The sequence below is a fragment of the Sorangium sp. So ce296 genome (genome assembly GCF_051529605.1).
Classification (GTDB): Bacteria; Myxococcota_A; Polyangia; order Polyangiales; family Polyangiaceae; genus Sorangium; species Sorangium cellulosum_D.
Window position 1 is genome coordinate 11,745,330 of record NZ_CP150325.1, and the last position, 17,863, is coordinate 11,763,192.

The window sequence follows — 17,863 nt, forward strand, 5'->3', positions numbered from 1 at the left end:
GCGGTTAAAACCCCGGCGATGCAACTGTCCGAGCAGCCCGCGGCCAGGAAGAAGCTCACGCCGGTGATGCGCCAGTACGAGGACGCGAAGGCGCTCCACCCGGACGCGATCCTCTTCTTCCGGATGGGCGACTTCTACGAGATGTTCAACGACGACGCGGTCCTCGTGTCGCGCGCGCTGAACCTGACGCTCACGAGCCGCAACAAGGGGGAGCCCGAGGAGGTCCCCATGGCCGGCGTCCCGCACCACGCGGCGCACGGGTACATCGCGCGGCTCCTCGCGCTCGGCCACAAGGTGGCGATCTGCGAGCAGTGCGGGGACCCGTCGAAGATCAAGGGGCTCGTGCCGCGGCAGGTGGTGCGCGTCGTCACGCCGGGGCTCGTGACCGACACCGAGCAGCTCGACGCGCGCGCCAACCACTACCTCGCGGCTGTCGACGGCGGCGGCGCGCGGCGGGGCGAGGCCGGCGAGGCCGGCGCGGCGAGCGGGCCGTACGGCCTCTCGCTGCTCGATCTCTCGACGGGCGAGCTCTCGGCCACCTCGGTCCCGGACGCCGCGACGCTCCTCGCGGAGCTCTCCCGGGCGGATCCGCGCGAGGCGCTGATCGCCCGGGATCTGCCGGACATCCGCGCGGCCGCGACCTCGCTCTCCTGCCGCGCGGCGCTGCGCGACGACGACGAGCTCGACAGCGCCGACGTCGCGTCGATCCTCGACGACGCCGCGATCGAGCCGATCTCGGCCGCGGCGCTGGCCGAGCACCCGCTCCCGGCGGTGCGCGCGGCGGCGCGGGCGCTGCGCTTCGCGCGTCGCTGCAGCCCCGGCGCGCGCATCCCGGTGCGGCGCATCGCCCCGCACGACACCTCGGGCACGCTGCGCATCGACGAGACGGCCCAGGCGCACCTGGAGCTCGCGCGGGCCGCCGACGGCGGCCGCCGCGGCACGCTGCTCGACGTCGTCGACTGCTCGGTCACCCCGGGCGGCGCCCGGCTCCTGCGCCGCCGCCTGCTCACGCCGCTCGCCGACGTCGCGGCCATCCGCCGCCGCCTCGACGAGGTCGAGCTCTTCGTCGCGAACCCGCGCGCCCGCGGCGAGCTGCGCGAGGCGCTCGGCGGCGTCGGCGACCTCGAGCGCCTCAGCGTCCGCGCGCTCCTCGGCGAGGCCACGCCGCGCGACCTCGGCTGCCTGCGCGACGGCCTCGCGGCGGCCCCGGCGGCGGTCGCCGCGGTCCGGTCGATCCCCGATCTCGGCGACGGCGGCGCGGCGCCGTTGCTCGCCGAGGCGGCGGCCGTGGACGTCGCCGCCGACGTCTGCGCCGAGCTCACCGCCGCGCTGATCGAGCGGCCGCCGCCGAACGCGCGCGAGGGCGGCATCTTCCGCGAGGGCTACGACAAGGAGCTCGACGAGGCGCGCGCCGTCGAGAAGAACGCGACCGAGCTCATCCTCGCGCTCGAGGCGAAGCTGCGCTCGCAGACGGGCGCGCCGTCGCTCCGGGTCAAGTACACGCGCGTCTTCGGCTGGTACATCGAGGTGACGCGCGCGCACGTCGCCAAGGTCCCGGACAGCTTCCGCCGCAAGCAGACCGTCGCGACCGGCGAGCGCTACACGAGCGACGAGCTCGACGAGCTCGCCGACAAGATCGAGCACGCCGGGGCGCGCGCGCTGGAGCGCGAGGCTTCGCTCTTCGATCGGCTGCGGGGCCTCGTGGCGAAGAGCGAGGGCCGCCTCCGCGCCCTCGCGCGCAGGCTCGCGGCGTGGGACGTGGCCGCCGCCCTCGCCGACGTCGCTCACCGCAACGACTACGTGCGGCCGCACGTCACGGCCGGCGAGGCGATCGCGATCCGCGACGGCCGCCACCCCGTGGTCGAGCGCTACGCGGCCGCGGGGCACTTCGTGCCGAACGACACCCGCCTCGATCTCTCGGGCGAGCGGCTCTGGCTGATCACGGGCCCCAACATGGCCGGCAAGTCGACGCTCATGCGCCAGGTCGCGCTGATCGTGGTGCTCGCGCAGATGGGCAGCTACGTGCCGGCGCGCGAGGCCGAGATCGGCCTCGTCGACCGGATCCTCTCGCGCGTGGGCGCGAGCGACAACGTCGCGCGGGGCGAGAGCACGTTCATGGTCGAGATGCGGGAGACGGCCGAGATCCTCCGCGACGCCACGCGGCGCTCGCTGGTGATCCTCGACGAGATCGGCCGCGGCACCAGCACCTACGACGGCCTCGCGATCGCCTGGGCGGTGGCCGAGCACCTGTTCGATGCCATCGGCTGCCGCGCCCTGTTCGCGACGCACTACCACGAGCTGACCGAGCTCTCGGCGCGCGCGCCGGGCATCGCGAACTACTCGGTCGCCGCGCGCGAGCACGGCGACGACGTGATCTTCCTGCACAAGCTCGAGCCTGGCCCCGCGAGCCGCAGCTACGGCGTGGCGGTCGCGCGGCTCGCGGGCGTGCCCGAGGGCGTGCTCGCGCGCGCCCGCGCGATCCTCGCGACCCTGGAGTCGGGCGCCGCGCTGCCGGGCGGCAAGCACGCCTCGCTCCGCGGCCGCACGCGCGGCGGCGCCGCGCAGCTCGACCTGTTCGTCCCGGCGCAGGCCGCCGTGACGCCGGAGCAGGCGGCCGTCCTCGAGACCCTCCGCTCCGTGGACGTCGATCGGCTCGCGCCGCTCGACGCGCTCCGCCTCGTGGCGAAGCTGAAGGGGCTGCTCGGCGGCGCCGGCAAATGACCGCCGCGCCAGGTCGGCCCGCGGCGGCGCCGCGCGTCAGTCCGGCGCCGCGATCTCCCGGAGCTCGGTGCCGCCCGCGTACGCGTAGCTCACGAACGAGTCGAACCCCGTGACGAGCAGCCCCACGGGCGCGGAGGCCGCGATCCGGTGCACGCCGTCGCGCTGCCGCCCGGGCCGGACGTTGTCCGGCGCCGGCAGCGTCGGATCGATCGACGCGAAGCTCAGCTGGCAGCGGTAGACGACGAACGGCGGCGTGCGGCCCCCGCGCTGCTCGTCGGTGAGCCCGTCCGCGGGCGCGATCTCGCACTCCTCCGGACCGAGCGCGACGCCGTCGAGCCGCACGACGGCGGACGGCGGCGCGATCACGGAGATGAAGTCGAACGCGTATTTGTCCGGCGTCAGGAACACGTAGTCCTGCCGGAACTGCTCGATCGGCGGCAGGATCACGAGGCTCGGGTCTCCGCCCGGCAGCCCCTGCCGCACCCCGGTCGCGTTCTGGCTGGCCATGATCTGCGACACGATGACCGGCTCGGAGCTGTCGATCACGAAGTCGCCCCACGCCATCACCTCGTGGAACTGGCCCTGCGACGACAGCGTGATCCGGTCGTCCGGCGGCGGCAGCGTCGTCGTGATCGCGGCGCCCTTGCTGCTCACGGCCATGATCCTGACGAACTCCGGCTCGGGCACGACCTCGATCTGCGCGCCTGCCTGCTTCACCGTCTGCGACCGGTTCGGCGTGTGCGGCACGGCGAAGCGCTTGCCGGTCGCGCGGATCGGGTCGAGCTGGTCCTCCAGGTGATCGGCGCAGCAGCGCCGATCCGCGAGCTTCGGGAAGTGGGGCGCGTCCGAGGCCTCGCCGCCGGTGAAGACCGCGATCGGCTGGTCGGCCTTGATGACCGAGCCGGTGAAGTCCTCGTTGAACCCGCCGGTCTCCAGGTTGAGCACGTCGAACGCGCCGAGCTTGACCTCGATCGACCCGCCCGCCGGCGTCTCCGGGACCGGCCCGCCGCCGACGATCTTCGCCGTCGTCTTCACCTGCACCGTGGTGTCCTCGCGCGTCCCGACGATGGTCAAGAACGCCCGCAGATCGGTCGGGTTCAGCGGATCGAAGTTCGTGTCCGGATCGTCCGTGCTCGCGATGGTCTGCGGCCACCCGGCGACCACGTACGCCGTCGACAGCGCGCCCGGGCTGTACGTCAGCGCCTCGCGCGGCTTCAGGAGCGAGGCGTCGTTGGAGAACACGTTGACGTTCTCCAGCGGGTTGAACTGGTAGGCGACGACGGGAAATTTCGAGGTGATCTTGTACGCGTGCCGCGTGAGCGCCGTGTGCGTGCCCGCGTTGTACTCACCCTCCGGGCTGCCATCGACCTCGCGCGGCCCGAGCTTGAACACCTGGAGATAGAGCGGCGCGATCAGCGCGCTCGCGATCTCCACGGGGGCGGGCGGATCGCCCGGCGCGCCGTCGTCCTGGAAGATGTGGACCTCGTTGGGCACGTCCGGCTGCGGGTTCGAGATCACCACCGCGAACTGCTGCGCCGCCGCGTTGCTGGTCGCGTCGATCAGCGCGTTGTCCAGATCGACCGCCCAGTACTCGCACCCCACGTTGCTCCGCTCGACCTCGGCGGCCGCGCAGAGGTGGAGGCAGCCGCCGCCGCGGCACGCCTCGCCGGCGTCCGGATCGCACGTCTCGAGCACGCCGCCGAAGCTGCCGTCCGGCGCGCACGTCACGACGTCCTGCCCTCGGCACGACGTCACGCCGGGCACGCACGCCCTGCACCCGAGGTCGATCGACGCGCACACGAGCCCCTGCGCGGCGCAGTCCTCGAGCGTCACCCACGCCGGCCCGGCCGCGGTCTCCTCGCAGCGCGAGAGCTCCGCGCCGCACCGCATCTCGCCGGCCGTGCACGGCGGGGGCGGCGGCGGATCGTCCGGGACCTCGCCCCACCGGAGGCCGCTGTCGAAGCAGCTCGGCGCGAGCGCGAGCGCCGCGGCGGCGAGGAGGGCGGCGGCCGCCGCGCGCCGCGGGCGGGCGCGGCGGCGTGACCTGCGTGATCGCGTCGGGGGGGGCGGCTCGCTCATCACAGGTGTGCGCTGAAGCTGTCGAGGGAGTACGCCGACATCCCTTGCGGCGTGAGCTGCCGGTAGACGAGCTTGCCGTAATCGAAGCCGTCGATCCGCGCCCCGTACACGCCGATGGTGACCGGCCCCGGCGGCAGCGCGCCGTGATCGAGCCCGAGCTGCCGGATGTCGGGCAGCTCGACGGCGTGCGATCCGGCGGGCACGGCCACCGTCCACCGGATGAGGCCGCTGCCGCTCGCGATGTCGTAGACGCTGAGGTCGACGGGCGCGCCTGCGGCGAACGACGTCGCGAGGTGCGCGCCGTCCCAGGCGCCGTTCTGCGCCGGCGTCTCCAGGGTCGGAACGCCCACGAAATCGCCGATGCGCACCGGCGCGCTCGTGGTGGTCGAGAGCGCGCGGCCGACGACGGACAGCGGCGCGAGCCCGGCCTGGCCGGTGACGGCGCGCGCCGACGAGTGATAGCTCGCGCCGAGCAGATCGCGGTTGAGCGGCGGGACGCCCACGAACGACAGCCGCCCGTCGAACGGGATCAGCGGGCTCTGGGAGCCGGCGGGCAGCGTGGCGAACCCGTCGTTGCCGATCATCAAGGACACGTTCGCCTTGATCCGATCCGGCCCCTTCGGCCCCTTCGCGGGCGCGGTGACCTCCATCGTGAGGGCGTGATCGAGCGGCTGATCGATCCGCACGAACACGTCCGTCGTCACCCGGTTCGGCAGCAGCGGGATCCCGCGGACGATCCCCATCGCGTACGCGGTGAAGCGGGGCGGGGTCGTCGATCGATCCTCGACGCCCGCGAGCGCGTAGATCGAGCGGTTGCCGGGCGCGAGGTACATCGTGAACCCGTGCCCGAGCTCTCCCGGCGTGTCCGGGGTGATCGCCTGGTACTCGGGCGGCAGCTGGAAGGTCGCGAGCGGGTCGGCCCCCGTCGTGAACACGTACGCCGCCTTGCGCTCGGTCTCGCGCTGCGGGCTCGGGATGTTGCCCCACGCGGCGGCCCCGGGGTCCAGCGCCGTGTCCCAGACGAGCTCGCCGTCGAGCACGGCCGCGCTGCCCACCTTGCCGCCGACGGGCGGGGGCGGATCGCCGGAGGCGCCGCAGGCGGGCGTGAGCACCGGGTCGAGGTACACGGTCACCGTGTCGACCGGCACGGAGGCGAACGAGATCGGGCTGTGGCACGTCGCGGCGACGGTGACGGTCCGCGGGGCGTCGAGCGAGGCGTCCTCGAACACGGCGACGCCGGACGCGTCGGCCTCGCCGAGCAGCGCGGACGAGAGGCTGCTGCCCACGACCACGCGCGCGCCCGGGATCGGGTCGCCGGTGAAGTTGTTGTAGACGAGGACCTTGAGCCGACCGGCGAGGGGGCCGCCGCTGAGCCCGCCCTTGTAGCCGTTCTGGCTGTCCTCGTAGGTGTAGCCGTCGAGCACGAGGATCGTCTCGTCGCCGGTCGTCACCGAGATCGTCTTCGCGCCGGGCGTGCCCTGGGGCACGGTGCAGGCGAGCCGGGTCGGCCCGAGGACGGCGAGCGACGTGCAGGGCTTCTGACCGATCCTGGCGACGGTCGTCGCGTCCCAGCGCGTGCCTTGCCCGATGAGCTCGATCGCCGTGCCGCCCGAGATGGGCCCGCTCGACGGCGACGCATAGAGCGCGTCGTAGACGTAGCCGCCCGGCAGCGATCGTCGGGTCGAGGCGTCGTCGCCGTTCTGCGCCGCGAGCTCCACCGGCCCGGCCGCGCCCGGCGGCGCCACCACCTGGACCCGGCTGGGATCGATGGGCACGATCGCGGACGGATCGACCTCGACGTCGCCGAACCAGACGCGGACCTTGGAGCTGAAGCCGTTTCCGTGGAGCAGGACGCGCTGGCCCCCGTTGAACGGGCCGTGCGTCGGGTCCGCGCCGAGCAGGGCGTGCGGATCCGCGTCCGGGAGCCCGGTGCTGGCCGACGAGGACGTGGTCTGCGGATCCACCCCGAAGTCGCCGCCGCCGCCCCCGTCGCCGTCGGTCTGCCGGCGGATGCCGCTCGGGGCCGTGGCGATGCAGGCGGAGACGACCGCGAGGCCTGCGCAGATCGGGGCGAAGCGTGCAGGAAGGAAGCGTCGTGACGCGGTTCGCACGCGCCGAGTGTACGCCATCGTGGATGCCGGGACACGGCGCACCGCGGCCCGCGGCGCAGCGTTTTCGTGCCGCGCGCGGTCTCGCCCGCGCAGCACGGCCGCGTCGGAATCATGCGGGGCGGGGCGAGGCGACGCGCGGGCGCGCTCGCCGAACGCCGCGAGCGTGCTCGCCGAACGTCGCGGCGCGCTCGCTCTGATAACCCCGACAACTCCGACGGCTCGATAACCCCGCGCAACCTTGCATAAATACTTGAAAATATCGGCCCCGTGCTCACGGCCGCCTCCGCTTGACAAGCGCGGCGCATCGGGGTAGCAAACCGCCCCCTTCTCACGGTCTCGTGACGAGGGGGACAGCGGCGGTCGAATCCTCGCCGTCGCTGCGACGAAATCCACACGCTCTCCTGGCACCCACGGCATTCCGCGGCCCGGTGCCCCATCGGCTCGGACGCTCCTGTCCGCGCGTGGGGTTGGCGGCGGGAGGGGGAGCGGCGGACCAACCGAAAGGACACAGCCGTGACCGATACGAGCATCTCCGCATCCGCCCCGGCGGCCGACACCATGCAGGCCGTTGCCCCCCAGCCGGGGGATTTCCCGCTCCCGCTCCGCTCGCTGCTCGACGCGGGCGTGCACTTCGGCCACCAGACCAAGCGCTGGAACCCGAAGATGCGGCCGTTCATCTACGGCGCGCGCAACGGCATCCACATCATCGATCTCGACCAGACGACGCGGCTCTTCAAGCGCGCGTACGACTTCCTGACCGACGCCGTCGGCCGCGGCGGCCACGTGCTGTTCGTCGGCACGAAGCGCCAGGCGCAGGACATCGTGCAGGAGGAGGCCCGCCGGTCGGGCATGTACTTCGTCACAAACCGCTGGCTCGGCGGCACGCTGACGAACTTCCGGACGATCAAGCAGGGCCTCGATCGCCTCCGCACCCTCGAGCGCATGAAGGAGGACGGCACCTACGAGCAGCTGCTCAAGAAGGAGGTCGTCCGCCTCGAGAAGGAGCGCGAGCGGCTCGAGAAGTACCTCGGCGGCCTCAAGGGCATGGGCGGCCTGCCGGCGGCGATCTTCGTGATCGATCCGCACCAGGAGTCGATCGCGATCAGCGAGGCGCGCAAGCTGAACGTCCCGGTCGTGGCCATCACGGACACGAACTGCGACCCGGATCTCGTCGACTTCGTGATCCCTGGCAACGACGACGCCATCCGCTCGATCCGGCTGATCACGGCGCGCGTCGCGGACGCGTGCGTCGAGGGCGCGCAGCGCCGTAAGGATCACGGCGAGGGCGCGCACGGCTCGCAGCCCCCGGCCGGCGGCCGCGGCCAGCGCGACGAGATCAACGTCTACCAGGGCGGCCGCGGCGGCCGCGGCGGTCCGCGCCAGCAGCAGGCGTCGTAGCGCGGCGCGAGCCGCATCGGAGAGCGGCCCGGCGCTCGGGCGGCGGGGTGACCAACGTCGCCTCCCGCCCGGAGCGGTGGGGACCGCGGGAGCGCGGAGGGCGCGGGGACAGAAATGAAAATTTCACGCCTCTGCGCCCTCTGTGCCTCTTCGGTCCGGCGGCTCGTCGCGCGGGCCCTCGTGGTTACCAGTCTGAAGTGCGATGAAGAGGGGCCGCTCGGCGCGGCCTCTTCCTATCTAGGTTGAAGGAGAAAGAGCCATGGCCGGCATCAATGCGCAGGCGATCAAGGAGCTTCGTGAGCGTACCCAGGCGGGGATGAGCGACTGCAAGAGCGCCCTCACGGAGGCCGAGGGCGACATGGAGAAGGCGGTCGAGATCATCCTGAAGAAGGGTCTCGCGAAGAGCGCCAAGCGGGCCGGTGCGTCCGCCACCGAGGGCGAGGTTCGCGCGGTGGTCGCGGCCGATCGGCGGAGCGCGACGATGGTCGAGGTCAACATCCAGACCGACTTCGCCGCCCGCAACGACGCGTTCCGGCAGTTCGTCGGCGACGTGCTCGCCGCGGCCGAGAAGGCGGCGGACGGCGCGGACGTCGCGCAGCTCTCGATCGGCGGCAAGCCGGTCGCCGACGTCGCGACGGAGCTGACGGCGCGCATCGGCGAGAAGATCGCGGTGCGGCGGTGGGATCGGGTGTCGGTCCCCGAGGGCAAGCACGGCGTCGCGCACGCCTACGTGCACCTCGGCGGCAAGATCGGCGTGCTCGTGGCGGTCGAGACCGCGAGCCAGGCGGTGGCGGAGCACCCCGAGGTCCAGAAGTTCGTCGAGGACACGGCGATGCAGGCGGCCGCGATGAGCCCGCTGGTCCTCCGTCGCGAGGAGGTCTCGGAGGAGCTGAAGGCGAAGCAGAAGGAGATCTTCGAGGCGCAGCTCCGCGAGGATCCGAAGCCGAAGCCGGAGGCGGCGTGGCCGAAGATCATCGAGGGCAAGTTCAACAAGTGGTTCTCGGAGGTCGCGCTGATCGAGCAGGAGTCGGTCGAGGCGGCGTCGCGCGGCGTGTCGGGCCAGACGATCGACAAGCTGCGCGAGGCGGCGGCGAAGGCGGCCGGCGGCGAGGTCAAGCTCACGCGCTTCGTGCGGTACGAGCGCGGCGAGGGCATCGCCAAGAAAGAGGACGACTTCGCCGCCGAGGTGGCGAAGATGGCCGCGAGCTGACGCGGTCCGATGGGGGGGCGCCTCGCCGCTGTCTCGATCGATCTCGACGAGGTCCCGAACTACTTCGCCATTCACGGGCTCGCCGTCCCGGAGCGTTCCGGGGCGGCGGTCTCGCCGAGCGCCGTCTATGACACGGCGCTGCCGCGCATCGCGGCCTTCGCCGCGTCCCACGGCATCCCGGTCACGCTGTTCGCGATCGGCCGCGATCTCGCGCGCCCCGCGAGCGCGGCGGCCTTGCGCGCGCTGAGCGACGCGGGCCACGCGGTCGAGAACCACTCGTACACGCATCGGTACGACCTCTCGCGGCTCCCGCGCCCCGCGATCGCGGCCGACGTCCTCTTGGGCGCCGAGGCGATCGCGGAGGCGGTCGGCCGGCGGCCCACGGGCTTCCGCGCGCCGGGGTACACGGTGAGCGACGCGCTGTTCGACGCGCTCGACGCGGTCGGGGTCGCGTTCGACTCCTCGGTGTTCCCGTGCCCGCCCTATTACGCGGCGAAGGCGCTCGCGATGGGGGTGCAGCGCGCGGGGGGGAGGGGATCGGCGGCGATCCTGGACACCCCGCGGGTGCTCGCGGCGCCGCGGCGGCCGTACCGGCCCGGGCGGCCGTGGTACCGGCACGGCGGGCGGCGCTTCGTCGAGCTGCCGATCCAGGTGACGCCGGGGGTGCGGCTGCCGGTGATCGGGACGAGCGTGGGGCTCGCGGGCGCCACGGGGGCGAGGCTCTTGGCGCGCGCCTGCGCCGGGGAGGCGCTCGTCAACCTGGAGCTGCACGGGATGGACTTCCTCGACCGGGGGGACGGCCTCGAGGCGCTCGCGGCGTACCAGCCGGAGCTCCGGGGGCCGCTCGGCAGGCGGATGGAGGCGCTGGGGGCGTTCGTCGAGGAGACCGCGCGGGGTGGAGCGAGGTTCGTGCGGCTGGACGAGGCGGCCGAGGAGCGCGGGCTCGTGGAGTGACCCGGGGGGGCGGCGTCGGCCGGCGGCGCGAATTCCCTGACGTGCATGGTGCCGTCGGGTACCTTCCCGGCGATGGAGTTCGAGCGCCTCCAGGAGCTCTACAACCGCTGCAACCCCGACGAGCCGCTGTCGCCGGGGGATGAGCGCAACGTGGACATCGACGTCCGCGGCGTCCGCGGGGCGCACTGGACGAACAAGCTCGCGCGCCAGATCGAGCTCTCCAGGACGCCGGTCTGCCAGCTCTTCACCGGCCTCCGCGGCACGGGGAAGAGCACCGAGATCCAGCGGCTCGAGGCGAGGCTCTCCGATCCGAAGCGGCGCAACCTCCTCACGGTCCTGATCGACGCCGACGATGTCCTGGATCTCACGGTCGAGATCGACATCTCGGACGTGCTCGCGCTCGTGCTGCTCCACGCCGAGCGTGCCGTCCTGGCGGCGGAGGGCGGCGACGCGACGAGCGCATTGACGGACGGCCCTCACCGGCGGCTCTGGGCGTGGCTCTCGCGGACCGACGTGGAGATCGGAAAGCTCACCGCGGGCGTGGAGGCGGGGGCGAAGGCGGGCGTCGAGCTCAACCTCAAGACCAACCCGACCGTCCGCCACCGGGTCCGCGAGATCGTCGCCAGGCACCTGTCCACCTTCGTCCGGTTCGTGCACGACGAGGTCCGGGAGCTCGACTGGCGGGCGCGCAAGCTCGGGCGTTCCGGCATCGCGATCCTCTTCGACTCGCTCGAGAAGCTGCGGGGCACGAGCCTCACCTGGAAGCCGGTGCTCGAGAGCGCCGAGCGCATCTTCTCGACCGGCGCGCCGTACCTCCAGCTGCCGGTGCACGTGCTCTACACGGTCCCGCCGGCGCTCGCGCGCCGCATGGTGGAGCCGCCCGTGGCGTTCCTGCCCATGATCAAGGTGCGGGATATCGAGGGCAGGCTTCACCCCGAGGGGGTCGAGGTCATCACCGAGCTCGTGAAGCGGCGCATCGACGACGACGCGCTCCGGGAGATCTTCGGCGAATCGGCGCTCCGCGACCGGCTCCGCGCCATCGCGCTGTGGTCGGGCGGCTACCCGCGGGAGATCGTCCGGCTGCTCCAGACGCTGCTCGAGCTCGAGACGTTCCCCGTCGACAGGGAGACGCTCGAGCGGGAGCTGCGCCGCGCGGGGAACGGCTACCGGAGCATCGTCTACGACAGCGGCGCGATCCCGTGGCTCGCCACGGTGAACCGCACGAAGCAGCTCATCACCAGCAACGAACAGGAGCGCGAGGCCGCCGACCACCTGCTCCAGAACAACGTGATCCTGCGTTACCTCAACGACGACGAGTGGGTCGACCTCCACCCGTCGGTGGCCGGGATGCAGGAGCTCGCGGGGCCCTTCCCCGACGCGAAGGACGCCGCGGCGGAGAAGGGCGCATGACCGGCGCCGCGGGCGGGGAGCGCTCGCGGCTGATCCGGGCGCTCGCGCTCTCGCGGCGGTTCCACCTCTACGTCGCACGCTGCGCGAGCCCCCGGGCGGCGGCCGGGCTGATCGCGCAGCTCTTCTTCGAGCTCCCGCGGCTCGGGCGTGACGAGATGGAATTCGTTCTCCTGGAGCCGTACAGCGGGCGAGCAGAGGACACTCCGCTCACTGACGGCGAGCTCTCGGACCGCATCTTGCTCCCGCTCCTCGACCCGCCGGAGGAGCTTTGCGGTGCGATCCACATCATCGACGCGTCACACGCGGCGAATGTGGACACGGCAGCGTGGGCACGCTTCTTCTCGCTGTGGAACGAGAAGCGCAACCTCATGCGCCCGCCCCGCGGCGAGGTCGTGGTGATGCTGCCGGCCGCGCTCGCGCCCGTGTTCGCGGCCGCAGCGCCGGATGTATGGTCGATCCGGAGCGGTGAGTACGTCATCGATGAGGACGCGAGCGCGCGCGGATCGCTCTTGGAGCTCCTCGATCTGGATGTTCTCTATAGGGGATCGAGGTCTGTTGTGTCCTCTGGCCGCACGGCCGGCTTCCCCGTGGCGAGGGTATCAGCGATCGGTGGGACGCTCCTTTACGAGGGGCTGCGTCTGCTTTTCGCCGCCTCGCCACTCGCGCTCTTCGGCGGCGATCTCGTTGTTCGGCCCTGGGTCGAAGATCTCCTCTCGGCGGCCGCGTCGCCCGAGCTCATCCCTCGGACGTCCTACGGTCAGAGCGCGTCGGAAGGAGCCGAGCCGTCGGTCGTCGCGCAACGCAAGCTGCGCCTCGCCGAGTCCGCGCTCGCCGAGCGACGATTCAACGCCGCCGAGGAGCTCTTCTCGGAGCTGCTCGAGAGCGACGATGGCCACGACGCGGAGCAGACGGTCCGCGCGCTTTCGGCGCTTTGCATCTCGCTTGCCGCGCAAGGTCGAGCTGCCGAGGCCGTCGACCACGGGGCCCGCGCGCTGCTGCTGATTGGCTTCGAACGCCGCGGAGATGCAATCGACGCACGCTTGTCACCTGATGTGCGAGCTCGTGCGCTGCGGGCCAACGCGCTCGTGCAGTGGTGCCTTGGGCACCTCGCGGACGCCGAACGACTCGATCGAGCGATTTTGGCCGTGAGCTCGCCATCGGTCGAGCGGGATCGATCGCTCGTTCTTCGGCTCGCGGAGCGGGGCCAGGTGACGGCGGCCAGGGCGGAGCTCTCCGAGCTGCTCCGTCCTAGATCCCTCCCGAGTTCTGCAAGGAAGCGCGTCCAAGGGACCGACCTTGATCCCGTCGCCCTGATTTTGGCCACGGATCTCGATCTCCTCGCTGGCGATCTCGATGCGGCGCTCCGCCGTCTCGAACAGGCTTCGGCCGAGCCGCGCGAGTCTTGGCCGGAGGCGCACGAGAGCCTCGCCGACCGCTGCGGCGCTGCCCTGGCGCTCGTCGAGATCGCTCGCGGGAACTACGAGCGTGCGTCGAGGCTTCTCGCGCGTCCGAGGGATGCACCGATGCTCCCGTCCCGACAGATCGAGCCGGAAGCCGGCTCACGCGCAGATGCCTTCTATGCATGTATTTCCGGCATCCTCGCCGCGGTGTTGGGCGATCGTGGAGGCGCCTCGGCGTGGTTCGAGCGCGCGCTCGTTTCTATCGCCGAATGGGGGCGCTCCGGCCTGGACCTTCGATCGCGCATGCGCGCGGGCGTGGCCGTCGAGCTTCTCTGGACCATGTTCCAACCGGAAGGCGATCGAGCCCTCGCGACGGCGCGCTCCCTCATCGGCCAAGCGGAACGTCTCCTCGGCGATACCGCAGAGGATCATGTGAGCCGCGTGCTCGCGGCAGCGGCACACCTCGAGTTCGCTCAGCGCCTCCTGAGTGTCGACGGCGGGAACGCCCGAGCCGCCGCGCAGCGAGCCGTGGCGCTCGCCCAACCCCTCGGTAACCTCGACGTCCCCGTTTGGGACGAATTGGTGCTGCTCCTCCACACTGCAGAGCGCTCTCTCTGAGTTTCACCATGGGCCGCGGCCCGCGGACCGACTGTCGCCGCTCGGGAGGTCAGGAGACGACGCTTGCTCGACGCGGTGCGTTGTGTGCGCGTTTCAACGCGTCGCGCGCGCGCTCCCGGGCTTTTTGGTGCGCGGTACGAGAGGGCTTCCTCGCGACACCTCCGCGCTGTGCGCGCGTTCGAGCCGCCTGTGCGCGCATCGTGCCGCGCCGCGCGCGCGCCTCAGCCCGCGGTGCGCTTGTTTGACCGGGCTTGCGCGCCGCTGTCCGCCGGTCTTGCGCGCGCCGCCCGCCGTCGTGGCGACGTCCACCCGGCGTCGTGTTCGCGCTGCGCCCGCCGCGCGCGCCCCTCGCCGTCCGCCTTGCGCGTCCCTGCCGGCGCGGTGCACCCCGCCGGACCGGATCGCCGCGACGCGATCTTGCCCCGTGGAGGTGCCCGCTTCCCCTTCGTTGACGCTCCCCCGTAGCCTTTCCTCCCATGGCCACTTCCAAGACCAAAAAGCCCGCGCCGGCGACCTCGCCGGCCGAGGCACCCATCGTTTCACCCACCACCGTCACCCTCGACGCGCTCGCGCGCGAGCTCGGCCCCGCCGACGGCGCGTTCGCCGCGCGGACGTACGCCGGCATCCCCGAGGAGGACCTCGTCGCGGAGGGCACGCGCATCGATTCGCAGAGCCTCATCGATGACGCCCCGCATTTCGTCGCCTCCGCGCGGCGGATCCTGGGCTCGCTCTCCGGATCGCAGCGCGCCAAGGTGCGCATGCCCGACGCGCTCTTGCCGCTGCTCGTCGCCGAGGCGGGCCGGCTCCAGGCGATGAAGCGGGCGCACGACGCCGAGGCGACCGAGGCGGCCGGCGCGCGGGCTGCGCTCGAGGTGCAGGGGCGGAGCGCGATGCGCGATGGCATCGGCGAGCGCGACCTCTGCTACGACGGCCTGCGCAACGCGCTCGGCGCGCGCCGCATGGCGCGGGTCGACGCCGTGGTGGGGCGCGCGGATTCCCCGGAGAGCCTCGCCAAGGGCCTGGAGGCGCTCGCGAGCTTTATCGAGGAGACCCGGCGGGCCGATCCGGCGCAGGACGCGCAGCTCCTCGAGGACTACGGGGTCGGCGCCGACTGCGCGGCCTCGCTCAGGGCCACGGCGCAGCGGGTGCGCGGGGTTGCGAGCGTCCAGGTCGCCGCCGGGCGCCGGGTGACGCAGCGGGCGCTCGATCTGCAGGACGGGCGGGTCGCGATCGTGATCGAGAAGATCCTCCGCGCCTTCAGGGCGGCGCGCCGGGTCGATGGAACCATCCTCGTTCCCGAGCTGAACAAGGCCGCCTGGATGTTCGAGGCCCGCTCCGGCAGCGCCGGCAAGAAGGCCCCGCCTCCGGGACAGAAGCCCCCGCCCGCCGGAAGCGGAGCGCAGGGCGACGCGCCCCCGGTGCCGGTGACCGAAGAGACGACGCCGATCCTCGGCGCCGACGGCTGATCCTCGCTCTCAGGACCAGGAGCGCCGTGCGCCGCGCCCAGCTCAGCTGGGCTCGTCGAGCACCTCGGCCAGCGAAGCGGCGGCGGCAGCCCGCTCGAGCCAGCGCTCCAGGACCTCCGGATCCTTCTGGGCCATGACGCGCTCGCGCACGGCGTCCGGCACGTCGATGCCGCGGACTCGGAGCACGGTGAGCACGCTGCGCGCCGTCGCCTCGACGCGGCCCTCGTCGCGGCCCTCGTCGCGGCCCTCGTCGCGACCCTCGTCGCGACCCAGCGCGATGTACTTCCTGGCGAAATCGCTCTGGTACTCGTAGCCTTTCATCATTGCCTCCAGCTCCCGGCGAGCCGCCTCGTTGAGGGAGATGACCACGAGATCGTAGTAGAACCTGGCGCCCGGCCAAGCCGCAGGCGACCGCCTGCCACCACCGCCCTAGCTCGCCACGAGCCGCCTCGCGACGATCATCCCGAGGACGCCGGCGAGCAGGCAGCCGACCAGCGTGATCGCGATGTTGACGAGCCCCGCCGCCAACGACTTGTAGTGGATGAGTCGGATCGTCTCGTTGTTGAAGCTCGAATACGTCGTGAAGCCGCCCATGACGCCGGTGCTCAGGCCGAGCCGGAGCGTCGGCGACAGGAGCTCCGTCGTCGCGGCGACCTCGCCGATCGCGCCGAGCAAGAACGACCCGAGCACGTTGACGGCGAGCGTCCCGTACGGGAAGCCGGCGCCGAAGCGCCCCTCGCACCACATCGACAGCGCGTAACGGGCCAGCGTTCCCGCCGCGCCGCCGAGCCCGATCCAGAACCACCGCTCCATTCGCGTCACTTTATCGCGCCCGTCGCGCCCGTCGTATCGGCGGGTGCTCCCTTGCTTCTTCCCGGCCGCTGGCCCAAGGCTCGGCGGGTGAAGCGCCGCTTCAACACGACCGGCCCCTGTCGCCCCGATCTGCACTACATGATCCCGGCCGAAAGCCGGCTGCCCGAGGTCCCCGGCCTCGTCGAGCAGATGGGCTACTTCGTCGTCCACGCCCCCCGGCAGACCGGCAAGACCACCGCCCTCCGCGCCGTCGCCGAGCGGCTCACCGCCTCGGGCCGCCACGCCGCCGTCCTCTTCTCCTGCGAGGAGGGCAGCGCCGCGGGCGACGACTACGGCTCCGCCCAGCGCGCCGTCCTGCGCGAGCTCGCGCGCGCGGCCCAGATCGCGCTGCCGCCCGAGCTCCAGCCGCCGCCGTTCTCGCTCGAGGGCGACGAGGGCCTCCTCTCCGCGGCGCTCACCGCCTGGGCGCGCGCCTGCCCGCGCCCGCTCGTCCTCATCTTCGACGAGATCGACTCCCTGCGCGGCCAGGGCCTCCTCAGCATCCTGCGCCAGCTCCGCGCCGGCTTCCCCAGCCGTCCCGATCACTTTGCCGCCTCGGTCATCCTCTGCTGCCTGCGCGACGTGCGCGATTACAAGGTCGCGAGCGGCGGCGATCCCGAGCGCCTCGGCACCGCCAGCCCGTTCAACATCAAGCTCGAGTCCTTACGGCTCGGAGACTTCTCCGAGGAAGAGCTCCGCGCGCTCTATGCCCAGCACACCGAGGACACCGGCCAGGTCTTCCTCGATGCGGCGCTCGCCCGGGCCTTCGAGCTCACCGCCGGCCAGCCCTGGCTGGTCAACGCGCTCGGCCGCGAGATCGTCGAGAAGCTGGCCGTTCCGCCCAGCGAGGCCATCACGCGGGCGCACGTCGAGCAGGCCAAGGAGCGCCTCATCCTGGAGCGCACCACCCATCTCGACTCGCTCGTCAGCAAGCTCGCCGAGCCGCGCGTCCGCCGCGTGCTCGAGCCCATGCTGGCGGGAACGTACGAGGGCGGCGGCGACACCTACGACGACGACGCCTCCTACGTCCGCGATCTCGGCCTCGTGGCCCAGGGCAAGCCGCTGCGCGTGGCGAACCCCATCTACCGCGAGGTGATCGCCCGCGTCCTCTCGTCATCGGCCGAGGAGCGGATCGACGCCCCGCCCGAGCGCTTCCTGCTGCCCGACGGCCGCCTCGCCTTCCGGCGCCTGCTTCACGCGTTCGCCGCGTTCTGGCACGAGCACGGCGAGGTGCTCGCCTCCGGGATGCCGTACCCCGAGGTCGCCCCCCAGCTCGTCCTCATGGCCTTCCTGCAGCGCGCGGTGAATGGCGGCGGCTTCATCGATCGCGAGTACGGCGTCGGCCGGGGGCGCATCGATCTGCTCGTCCGCTTCCCCTACCGCAAGCCCGACGGCTCCCGGGCCGTCCAGCGGCGCGCGCTCGAGCTCAAGGTGTGGCGCAAGGGCCAGAAGGACCCGCTCCGCGAGGGCCTCGCCCAGCTCGACGAGTACCTTTCGCGCCTGCGGCGGAGGCGCGGGACGCTCGTCATCTTCGACGCCCGCGGCCGGCTCGCCCGGAGCGCACCCCGGTTCTCCGAAGCGACGACGCCCCGCGGCCGCCGCGCCGCCGTGCTTCGCCTGTAGTAGCCGCGCCGCGGTGCTCCG

General features: G+C 72.5%; 12 protein-coding genes. 8 read left to right on the plus strand and 4 right to left on the minus strand.

Annotated elements, in window-relative coordinates; genetic code table 11:
• Positions 1-18 precede the first annotated feature (18 nt).
• Positions 19-2,721 (plus strand): DNA mismatch repair protein MutS, encoded by a 2,703-nt coding sequence (mutS, locus tag WME98_RS43330; protein ID WP_437947494.1) that lies wholly within the window; start codon positions 19-21, stop codon positions 2,719-2,721.
• Positions 2,722-2,757: 36 nt separating this feature from the next.
• On the opposite strand, the gene WME98_RS43335 is transcribed toward mutS, so the two are convergent.
• Together WME98_RS43335 and WME98_RS43340 are read right to left on the minus strand one after the other, a co-directional pair.
• Positions 2,758-4,800 (minus strand): IgGFc-binding protein, encoded by a 2,043-nt coding sequence (locus WME98_RS43335; RefSeq protein ID WP_437947495.1) that lies wholly within the window; start codon positions 4,798-4,800, stop codon positions 2,758-2,760.
• Positions 4,800-6,911 carry an IPT/TIG domain-containing protein gene (locus WME98_RS43340; protein ID WP_437947496.1) on the minus strand — a complete coding sequence of 704 codons (2,112 nt, stop codon included), beginning with the start codon at positions 6,909-6,911 and terminating at the stop codon, positions 4,800-4,802. Before WME98_RS43340 ends, WME98_RS43335 begins: the two co-directional genes overlap by 1 nt.
• A 513-nt stretch (positions 6,912-7,424) precedes the next feature.
• Here WME98_RS43340 and rpsB point away from each other — a divergent pair.
• The 6 genes from rpsB to WME98_RS43370 all read left to right on the plus strand — a co-directional run bounded on the left by rpsB (position 7,425) and on the right by WME98_RS43370 (position 15,367).
• A complete protein-coding gene (gene rpsB, locus WME98_RS43345; RefSeq protein ID WP_020735719.1) occupies positions 7,425-8,309 on the plus strand; it encodes a 30S ribosomal protein S2 in 885 nt (294 codons plus the stop codon).
• 259 nt (positions 8,310-8,568) lie between these two features.
• A complete protein-coding gene (tsf, locus tag WME98_RS43350) occupies positions 8,569-9,519 on the plus strand; it encodes a translation elongation factor Ts (protein ID WP_437947497.1) in 951 nt (316 codons plus the stop codon).
• Between the two features lie 9 nt (positions 9,520-9,528).
• Positions 9,529-10,473 carry a polysaccharide deacetylase family protein gene (locus WME98_RS43355; RefSeq protein WP_437947498.1) on the plus strand — a complete coding sequence of 315 codons (945 nt, stop codon included), beginning with the start codon at positions 9,529-9,531 and terminating at the stop codon, positions 10,471-10,473.
• A gap of 45 nt (positions 10,474-10,518) precedes the next feature.
• A complete protein-coding gene (locus WME98_RS43360; RefSeq protein WP_437947499.1) occupies positions 10,519-11,883 on the plus strand; it encodes a hypothetical protein in 1,365 nt (454 codons plus the stop codon).
• Positions 11,880-13,901 (plus strand): tetratricopeptide repeat protein, encoded by a 2,022-nt coding sequence (locus WME98_RS43365; RefSeq protein ID WP_437947500.1) that lies wholly within the window; start codon positions 11,880-11,882, stop codon positions 13,899-13,901. The genes WME98_RS43360 and WME98_RS43365 overlap by 4 nt, the downstream gene beginning before the upstream one ends.
• 476 nt (positions 13,902-14,377) lie before the next feature.
• The gene (locus tag WME98_RS43370) at positions 14,378-15,367 is read left to right on the plus strand and encodes a hypothetical protein (protein ID WP_437947501.1); all 990 of its coding nucleotides are present in this window, start codon (positions 14,378-14,380) and stop codon (positions 15,365-15,367) included.
• A 42-nt stretch (positions 15,368-15,409) separates the two neighbouring features.
• Here the strand turns inward: WME98_RS43370 and WME98_RS43375 are convergent, their stop codons facing one another.
• Both WME98_RS43375 and crcB read right to left on the minus strand, forming a co-directional pair.
• Positions 15,410-15,736, minus strand: a complete 327-nt coding sequence (locus tag WME98_RS43375) for a hypothetical protein (protein ID WP_437947502.1) — start codon at positions 15,734-15,736, stop codon at positions 15,410-15,412.
• Between the two features lie 60 nt (positions 15,737-15,796).
• Positions 15,797-16,180: a fluoride efflux transporter CrcB gene (gene crcB / locus WME98_RS43380; RefSeq protein WP_437947503.1), complete on the minus strand. Its 384-nt coding sequence runs from the start codon at positions 16,178-16,180 to the stop codon at positions 15,797-15,799.
• Positions 16,181-16,267: 87 nt separating this feature from the next.
• Here crcB and WME98_RS43385 point away from each other — a divergent pair, with 87 nt between their 5' ends.
• Positions 16,268-17,842, plus strand: coding sequence for an AAA family ATPase (locus tag WME98_RS43385; protein WP_437947504.1), 1,575 nt, complete (start codon positions 16,268-16,270; stop codon positions 17,840-17,842).
• Positions 17,843-17,863 lie beyond the last annotated feature (21 nt).

What these genes read in the sequence shown, in the direction of transcription:
- WME98_RS43335 (WP_437947495.1), bottom strand. Translation starts at nt 4,800, where the DNA reads ATGAGCGAGCCGCCCCCCCCGACGCGATCACGCAGGTCACGCCGCCGC.
- tsf (WP_437947497.1), top strand. Translation starts at nt 8,569, where the DNA reads ATGGCCGGCATCAATGCGCAGGCGATCAAGGAGCTTCGTGAGCGTACC.
- mutS (WP_437947494.1), top strand. Translation starts at nt 19, where the DNA reads ATGCAACTGTCCGAGCAGCCCGCGGCCAGGAAGAAGCTCACGCCGGTG.
- WME98_RS43365 (WP_437947500.1), top strand. Translation starts at nt 11,880, where the DNA reads ATGACCGGCGCCGCGGGCGGGGAGCGCTCGCGGCTGATCCGGGCGCTC.
- WME98_RS43360 (WP_437947499.1), top strand. Translation starts at nt 10,519, where the DNA reads ATGGTGCCGTCGGGTACCTTCCCGGCGATGGAGTTCGAGCGCCTCCAG.
- WME98_RS43355 (WP_437947498.1), top strand. Translation starts at nt 9,529, where the DNA reads ATGGGGGGGCGCCTCGCCGCTGTCTCGATCGATCTCGACGAGGTCCCG.
- crcB (WP_437947503.1), bottom strand. Translation starts at nt 16,180, where the DNA reads ATGGAGCGGTGGTTCTGGATCGGGCTCGGCGGCGCGGCGGGAACGCTG.
- WME98_RS43370 (WP_437947501.1), top strand. Translation starts at nt 14,378, where the DNA reads ATGGCCACTTCCAAGACCAAAAAGCCCGCGCCGGCGACCTCGCCGGCC.